The 6,000-nt window shown below is 69.6% G+C and carries 2 protein-coding genes; both read right to left on the minus strand.

Annotated features, from left to right (window positions below; genetic code table 11):
- Positions 1-189: 189 nt before the first annotated feature.
- Positions 190-4,146 carry a phosphoribosylformylglycinamidine synthase gene (gene purL, locus ACTJJK_RS08710; protein ID WP_031371552.1) on the minus strand — a complete coding sequence of 1,319 codons (3,957 nt, stop codon included), beginning with the start codon at positions 4,144-4,146 and terminating at the stop codon, positions 190-192.
- A gap of 267 nt (positions 4,147-4,413) precedes the next feature.
- Positions 4,414-5,298 carry a DsbC family protein gene (locus tag ACTJJK_RS08715; protein ID WP_051884747.1) on the minus strand — a complete coding sequence of 295 codons (885 nt, stop codon included), beginning with the start codon at positions 5,296-5,298 and terminating at the stop codon, positions 4,414-4,416.
- Positions 5,299-6,000: the final 702 nt, after the last annotated feature.

The raw sequence follows: 6,000 nt of genomic DNA on the forward strand, positions 1-6,000 counted from the left end.
CCGGCGATGCCGGTGCAGCGGAGCTGTGCTAACTGGCGACGCACGCTCGCAACCGCACCGTAATGTGTGACACCGCTGCTGTCGGTCGATCCAGACGATACCGGCGAGTCGGCCCGAGCACAAAAACAAACGGACGCCCGAATGGGCGTCCGCTCTATAGACAACGATCGAACGACCTCGCCGCGTGGCTTACCCCACCCACACCCGCGCATTGCGGAACATGCGCAGCCACGGCGAGTCGCCGCTCCAGTCGCGCGGCGACCAGCTGAAGTTGGCGTTGCGCAGGGTGCGCTCGGGGTGCGGCATCAGGATCGTGGCGCGACCGTCGTTGCTGGTCAGGCCGGCGATGCCGTCGGGCGAGCCGTTCGGGTTCAGCGGATAGCGGTCGGCGATGCGGCCGTCGCCGTCGATGTAGCGCAGCGAGACGTTGGCCGCGGTCTGGTCGAGGTTGCTGGCGAAGCTGGCCTGGCCTTCGCCGTGGGCGACCGCGACCGGGATGCGCGAGCCGGCCATGCCGCGGAAGAACAGCGACGGCGATTCGGCCACTTCCAGCAGGCCCAGACGCGCCTCGAACTGTTCGCTGCGGTTGCGCAGGAACACCGGCCAATGCTCGGCGCCGGGAACGATCGGCTTGAGCTGGGCCAGCATCTGGCAGCCGTTGCAGACGCCGAGCGAGAAGCTGTCTTCGCGGGCGAAGAACGCGGCGAAGGCGTCGCGCAGGGCGCTGCGTTCGAGGATGCTGGTCGCCCAACCGCGGCCGGCACCGAGCACGTCGCCGTAGCTGAAGCCACCGCAAGCGGCGAAGCCCTTGAAGTCTTCGAGCTGGAAGCGGCCGCTGATCAGGTCGCTCATGTGCACGTCGAAGGCTTCGAAGCCGGCGCGGTCGAAGGCCGCGGCCATTTCGATCTGGCCGTTGACGCCCTGCTCGCGCAGGATCGCTACCTTCGGGCGCACGCCGGTGTTGATGAACGGCGCGGCGACGTCCTCGGCGGTGTCGAAGCTGAGCCTGGTTTTGAGGCCCGGCGCGCTGAAGTCGCGCGCGATCGCCCGCTCTTCGTCGGCGCACTCGGGGTTGTCGCGCAGCTTCTGCAACGCATGGCTGGTCGACCACCAGGCATCGAACAACTCGTCCCAACGCCATTCGACCAGGACCTTGCCGTCTTCTTTAACGCGTACCGCGGCGGCCGTGGTCGGTTTGGCGATGCGCTGAGCGCAATCGATCAGGCCGTGGCGGGCGACGAGGTCGGCGAATTCGGCGCGGTCCTCGGCGGCGATCTGCACGATCGCGCCGAGCTCTTCGTTGAACAAGGTGCGGAACGGATCCTCGCCCCAGCCGTCGAGGCTGATGTCGAGGCCCAGGCGCGAGCAGAACGCCATTTCCGACAGCGCGGCGAAGGCGCCGCCGTCGCTGCGGTCGTGATACGCAAGCAACAGGCCGGCTTCGCGCGCATCGCGGATCAGCTCGAAGAAATCGCGCAGGCGCTGCGGGCTGTCGAGGTCGGGCACGCCGGTTTCATGCCGCGCACCCTCGCCCGGCAGGCCGGCGAAGGCGGGCAAGCCGCCGTCGCTGCCGGCTTCGGGATGGCACTGGGCCAGCACCGAGCCGCCGAGGCGCTGTTTGCCGGCGCCGAGGCCGATCAGCCACAACTCGCTGTCGGTGTCGCGCGACAACAGCGGAGTCAGTTGCTGGCGCACGTCGACCACCGGCGCGAACGCGCTGACGATCAACGACACCGGCGACACCGACTTCGAGGCGTTCTCGCCCGAGCCCCACTGGGCCTGCATCGACAAGGAGTCCTTGCCGACCGGGATGCTCAGTTCGAGTTCCGGACAAAGCTCCAGGCCGACTGCCTTGACCGCGTCGAACAGCAGCGCGTCTTCGCCCGGGTGCGAGGCTGCCGCCATCCAGTTCGCCGACAGCTTGATACGGTTGAGCGATTCGACCGGCGCGGCGCACAGGTTGGTGATCGCCTCGCCGACCGCCATGCGCGCGGCAGCGGCGGCATCGAGCAAGGCCAGCGGCGTGCGTTCGCCGATCGCCATCGCTTCGCCGACGTGGCCGTCGAAGTCCGACAAGGTGATCGCGCAATCGGCCAGCGGCAACTGCCAGGGGCCGATCATCTGGTCGCGGGCGACCAGGCCGCCGACGGTGCGATCGCCGATGGTGATGAGGAAGTTCTTCGCGGCGACGGTCGGGTGCGCGAGCACGCGCAGGCCGGCGTCGTGCAGATCCAGTCCATCCCACTGCAGCGCCGGCCACGGCGCGTCGGCGGGATAACGGGTGTCGCGATGCATCTTCGGCGGCTTGCCGAACAGCAGGTCCATGGGCAGATCAATAGCCCAATCGGCGTCGGCGATCTTGTTCTCGCCATACACCGATTCGACCGTCGCGCCGTAGCCGACCACCAAGCGCTCTTCCGCGGTCGCATAACCGACCACGGCGAAGGGGCAGCGCTCGCGCTCGCAGATCGCGGCGAAGTCGGCGACGCGGTCGGCCGGCAGGCCGAGCACGTAACGCTCCTGCGATTCGTTGCACCACAGCTGCATCGGCGACAGCGAAGGATCGTCGCTCGGCACTTTGGCCAGGTCGATCACGCCGCCGAGGCTGGAGTCGTGCAGCAATTCCGGGATGGCATTCGACAGACCGCCGGCGCCGACGTCGTGGGCGCTGTCGATCGGATTGGCTTCGCCGAGCGCGACGCAGCGGTCGATGACTTCCTGGCAGCGACGCTCCATCTCCGGGTTGTCGCGCTGGACGCTGGCGAAGTCGAGCGCTTCGGCGCTGTCGCCGGAAGCGACCGAACTGGCGGCGCCGCCGCCGAGGCCGATCAGCATCGCCGGGCCGCCGAGCACGATCACCGCATGGCCCGGCTTCAGGCCGAGCTTGGCAACCTGCACCCGGTCGATCGCGCCGAGACCGCCGGCCAGCATGATCGGCTTGTCGTAGGCACGGGCCAGGCGGGCGTTGCCGGCCTGGCCTTCGGCCAGCTCGAAGCTGCGGAAATAACCGACCAGGTTCGGGCGGCCGAATTCGTTGTTGAACGCGGCCGCGCCGAGCGGGCCGTCGAGCATGATTTCCAGGGCCGGCGCCATGCGCGGATTGAGCGCGCGTTCGCCTTCCCACGGTTGCGGCAGGGTCGGGATGCGCAGGTGCGACACGCTGAAACCGCACAGGCCCGCCTTGGGACGGCCGCCGCGACCGGTGGCGCCTTCGTCGCGGATCTCGCCGCCGTTGCCGGTGCTCGCACCGGGGAACGGCGCGATCGCGGTCGGGTGGTTATGGGTTTCGACCTTGATGCAGAACGCCGAGGGAATCTGCGCTTCGGCCGCATAGGACTGGCTGCCCGGCTGCGGGCGGAAGCGCCGCGCCGGATAGCCTTCGACCACCGCCGCGTTGTCGCTGTACGCCGAGAGCGTGTTCTCCGGCGTCTGCGCGTGGGTGTGCTTGATCATCTTGAACAGCGACTGCGGCTGCTCGCGGCCTTCGAGTGTCCACGAGGCGTTGAAGATCTTGTGCCGGCAGTGCTCGGAGTTGGCCTGCGCGAACATCATCAGTTCGACGTCGGACGGGGTGCGGCCGAGCGCGGCGTAACGCTCGCGCAGGTAGCCGATCTCGTCGTCGGCCAGGGCCAGGCCGAGACGGCTGTTGGCGGCTTCGAGATCGTCCAGGGCGATGCGTTCGAGCTCGCCGCGCGCGGGCACGGCGAACAGCGCCGCCGCATCGTCGCGCGCTTCGAGCAGCGACTGGGTCATCGGGTCGTGCAGGACCTTGGCCAGCGCGCCCTGGGTGGCGGCATCGCTCGGCCAGCCTTCGAGGTCGTAGCGGGTGCCGCGCTCGACGCGCTTGACCGGCTGGCCGGCGCCGCGCAGCAATTCGGTGGCCTTGCTCGCCCACGGCGACAAGGTGCCCAGGCGCGGCGTCACGTAGCGCGAGACCGCCGCATCGCTGCGGGCGGCTTCATGCGGTTCGGCCTGGAGGATGCGGCGCAGGGTCGCGTCGTCGGGCGTAGCGCCGGTGTCGGGCTCGACCCAGTAGACGGGCCAGGCATCGAGCAGGCGGATACTCGGATGAAGGGCGGACAGTCGAGCTTGGAGACGCTCGCGGCGGAACGAAGACAGGGCCGAATGGCCCTCGAGGACGATCATGTCCGGGGAACCGTGCAACGCAGGGCCCGGTATTGTATCCAAAACCGCCCTCCAGCTTCGGCCCGGCACCCGACCGGGCCGCGCGGCGGTCCACGGCCCCTTGGCCAGCGCGGCCGAAGCGCCCGCTTACACCCCGGCTGCGGCCCCTTCCCGCCCTTGAGCAGGACCCGGCCACCCGCGAAACGCAGCCCCGGAAACGACATCGCCGCCCAGTGGGCGGCGATGCGGTCGAACCTGGCCCGGAGCGCCCGGGCGCGGGGTCGTTACTCAGCGCCCGCCGGTCGGCACGGCGACGGCCGCGGTCGGCTTGGCGCCGGAAGGGGCCGGCTTGGCGTCGGCGGCGATCTTGTCCAGCGCCTCGCGCAACTGCGCCGGCGGCACGTAGCCACCGAGCTGGATGCCCTCGGAGGTCAGGATCATCGGCGTGCCGGTCAGGCCGGCGCGCTGGCCGACGTTGTACTGCATGGTCACGGTGTTCTTGCAGTCCTTGTTCGGAATGCTCTGCTCGCTCTTGGCGTCGGTCAGGGCCTTGCGGCGGTCGGCCGCACACCACACCGAGACCATCTTCTTGTAGTCCTCGCTGCCGATGCCCATGCGCGGGAAGGCCAGGTACTCGACCGCGATGCCCTGCCGGTTGTACTCGGCGATCTCGCTGTGCAGCTTGCGGCAGTAACCGCACTCGACGTCGGTGAAGATCGTCACCGTGTGCTTCGGATTGGCCGGAGCGAAGACGATGCGCTCGCTGGCCGGGATGGTCTTCAGCAGGTCCTTACGCATACCGGCGAGGCTGCTTTCGCTGAGGTTCTTCTTGGCCTGGGTATCGAACAGCGCGCCGCCCGAGCCCGGCAGGAACAGGTAACGGCCGTCGTCGCTGACGTACACGACCTGGCCCTGGGCCAGCGCCTCGCGGAAGCCCGGCACCGGCGACGGGCCGACCTTGTCGATGCTGACGTTGGGGTTGAGCTGGCGGATGGCCTCGACGGCCAGCGCATCGGCACTGCCGGCCTTGACCTCCGGCGCCGAACCCTTGGCGGCGGCCGCGGTCTTGGCGGGGGCGGCCGGATCGCTCTTGGCGGCGGCGCCCTGCGGCGCCTGGGCACAGGCGGACAGGCTGATCGCGCCGAGCACGGCGAAAATGATGCGCTTCATCAATCGAATCCTTGGCGTTCTGAGGTCGGGGTCTTGGACCGCTCGACGAGGAATAGGTTCTGCCGATTGTGGCACGGCCGGCCACGCGAACGCCGTTCCGCAACCGCAGTCACACGGCGAAGTGGCGATGGGGGTCGCGGTTTGGGCTGCGGATGCCCGCAAAACAGACTCGGGGCTGCCTCCCGGGTAGGAGCGGCGTAAGCCGCGACCGCGGGACAGGCTGCGGCCGCACCGCCGCAGTCGCTGATCGAAGCTTCGGATTGTCGCGGGGTAGAAGCGGCGCGAGCCGCGACCGCGTAGTTGCGGACGGCGACGTGGGTTCACCAGTCACTGCGCCCCCCTGTAGGAGCGGCGTAAGCCGCGACCACGGGACAGGCTGCGGCCGCACCGCCGCAGTCGCTGATCGAAGCTTCGGATTGTCGCCGGGTAGGAGCGGCGCGAGCCGCGACCGCGTAACTGAGGCCTGCGGCGCCGGCCGGGTTCAAGCAGGCGGTACCAACTATCGCGGCAGTGCCGCCGGCCGCTTCGATGGGGTACTCGCGATCGGCTAGGACGTGCCCCGGCCCGGCGCAGCGCGCCGGGCGTTCGCCAAGCCCAGGCGGCAGTGCCGCCTAGCGCTGCTCGAGGTACACGCGATCTGCTACGACGTGCCCCGGCCCGGCGCAGCGCGCCGGGCGTTCGCCAAGCCCAGGCGGCAGTGCCGCC

Source organism: Lysobacter sp. 22409, from assembly GCF_052045105.1.
GTDB classification, from domain to species: domain Bacteria; phylum Pseudomonadota; class Gammaproteobacteria; order Xanthomonadales; family Xanthomonadaceae; genus Lysobacter; species Lysobacter antibioticus_B.

What these genes read in the sequence shown, in the direction of transcription:
- purL (WP_031371552.1), bottom strand. Translation starts at nt 4,146, where the DNA reads ATGATCGTCCTCGAGGGCCATTCGGCCCTGTCTTCGTTCCGCCGCGAG.